Genomic DNA, 2,427 nt, shown 5'->3' with positions numbered 1-2,427 from the left:
CGGCCGCCGGGGCGGGGGCGCTGGCGGCCGGGGATGCCTCGGGTGCCGGCATGGGCGCCTTGGGCGAAAGCGAGGGCGAGGACGGCGGCGGGACCTCGGGCCCCGATACCCGGGTTTCCTCCGCCCGGAGGTCCACCACCCGGGGATCCACCACCCGGGTTTCCCCGGCCCGAAGGTCCAGGGCCGGCGTGTCCGGAGAAGGTGTCGGACCGGCCCCGGACGACGCGGCGGTGTCCGGAAGCGCCGGTGCCTCGCGCGTCGGTGCCCCGGAAGGGGGCGGTGCGTCCGGCAGGGCCTCGGAGGCGTCCTCGGCATCGGGCCCCGGAAGAGAGGACTCCTCCCCGGAAGCATCGGGCCCGGAAGCATCGGGCCTGGATGCATCGGGCCTGGATGCATCGGGCCTGGATGCATCGGGCACGAAAACCGCGGGCGGGGCATCGGCGGAAGGAGCGCTCGCGGTTCCGGCGGCCGGCTCCGAGTTAACCAGGGCCGCGAAATGCTCGGGAATGTCGGGGATGAAATCGGCCAGGGGGCGGTTCGTCGACGACAGCCAGTACCAGCCGCCATACGCGCACGCGGCCAAAATCAGGCCCAGGCCGACCAGGGCCCCGGCGGGAACACCGCCTTCGTTGGGAGGAACGGGGAATTCCAGGCTCGACGACGGCCGGTTGCTCAGGCTTTCTTCCTTGAAGCGGCGGACCACTTCCTCGGCATGCAACCCCAGATGATCGGCGTAGGCGCGCACAAAACCGATGGCATAGGCCCCGCCGGGAAGATCGACGTAGCGGCCTTCCTCGATTGCCTCAAGATAGGACTGGCGAATCCGCAAGGCGTCGGCCACCAGATCCAACGGTTCCCCGAGCCGCTCCCGGGTTTGTCGCAAAAGGGTGCCCACATGGCTGCCCGAAGGCGTGCGGTCCGGTTTCGATCGGTCGGCGAAGGCGGTTTCCAAAGGGAATCCTCGTCGGATGAGGGGCGAGTCGGGTGAACGCCAAGGGCGGTCCGGAGGGCTTGAAACGCCCCGCGCCGGGACGAAAAAATCCCCCCAGGCCCGAATCCGGCCTGGTTGAACCAGAACGAAGGGGAGCGGCCCCCGGCGCTCCCGTCCGTTTCTTTCCGGACTCTATCCAAGATAAGCCGACGGCACAACGCCCGAGTATTTTTCCCGCGCACTTCCCACGGGAAAACACGAACCCCTAAGCGCCGGAGGCCGGGATCCCTTCGTGATCTTGCGTTGCCTGGTGCCCACCAACCGGGGACGGAACCTCAAACCCGCTTTGGTATCGTTTTTCTCTTTTTTCCCGTTCCATCCTGGTCGAGCCGCGCGAGCCCCCGCGAGGCCCCCGCGTCATCCTCAAGAAAGCGTGTCGTCCTCGCCGGGGCCGTCCCCGTCGGGCCAGACCAAGCTGGACGAGGTATCGCCCTTGGGGCGCTCTCCCGACAGAATGCAGCCCGTGGCCCGGTAATGGGCGGCCTCGGCGATGTTGGTGGCCTGATCGCCGATCCGCTCCAGGTTCTTGGAGACAAACATCAGATGCGTGCACGCGGTGATCGTGCGCGGGTCTTCCATCATGTAGGTGAGCAACTCGCGAAACAGGCTGGCATGCAAGGCGTCCACTTCCTCGTCGCGCTCGCGCACCAGCGCCGCCAGGGCCGGATCGGGGTCGCGAAAGGCGCGCAGGGCGTCATCGAGCATGCCAATCACCAGGTCGCCCATGCGCGAAACCGGGCCACGCACCGGAAACGCGCTCAGGTTGGCGATCGCCGGCGCGCGCCGGGCGGCGTTGGCGCTGTAATCGCCGATGCGCTCCAGCATGCTCGCCACCTTGAGGCCCGAGACAACGCCGCGCAGGTCGTCGGCGAGCGGCTGACGCAAGGCCAGAAGCCGGATCACCTGTTCGTTGACCCGGACATCCAGCTCGTTCATCTCGGCTTCGTGTTCCAAGATGCGCTCGGCCGTTTCCGGTGCCCGCTGGACAACCAGGGCAATGGTGTCGCGGGTCTGCGAGATGGCCAGCGCCCCCATGCGATCGAGCAGCGCGTACAACAGCCGCAGATTGTCGTCATAGGACGTAACGATGTGGGCGTTCTTGGAAACGGTCATGGGAGGCTATCCGGATGGAATTAATCCAATGTGCAGGGCAAAGTGTAGCATCCCGGTTCGTATGACGCAAAAGAGACAATGGTCTGTCACTCGTTCCGGTCTCTTTCCCCCCGGAGGGCCGGGAGCGGAACATGGCCTCAGACGGGTCCCTCCGCCCCGGGGGAAACGTAAAGGGGAAGGAACACATTGACGGTTGTTCCCCGCCCGATCTCGCTTTCCAAGGTAAGCGCGCCGCAGATTGTCGTCATAGGACGTAACGATGTGGGCGTTCTTGGAAACGGTCATGGGAGGCTATCCGGATGGAATTAATCCAATGTGCAGGG

Annotated in this window: 2 protein-coding genes; both read right to left on the bottom strand. The window is 66.1% G+C overall.

The window, feature by feature from the left end; all coding sequences use genetic code 11:
- On the bottom strand, positions 1-952 hold a 952-nt coding region (locus ROR02_RS17385), incomplete at its 3' end, for a helix-turn-helix domain-containing protein (protein WP_281291001.1).
- 402 nt (positions 953-1,354) lie between these two features.
- Entirely contained in the window at positions 1,355-2,104 is a 750-nt protein-coding gene (gene phoU / locus ROR02_RS04855; RefSeq protein ID WP_147162892.1) for a phosphate signaling complex protein PhoU, read from the bottom strand.
- Positions 2,105-2,427 lie beyond the last annotated feature (323 nt).

The organism is Pararhodospirillum oryzae, from assembly GCF_007992075.1.
Lineage (GTDB): Bacteria > Pseudomonadota > Alphaproteobacteria > Rhodospirillales > Rhodospirillaceae > Pararhodospirillum > Pararhodospirillum oryzae.
This window is presented reverse-complemented; position numbering and strand designations above follow the sequence as displayed.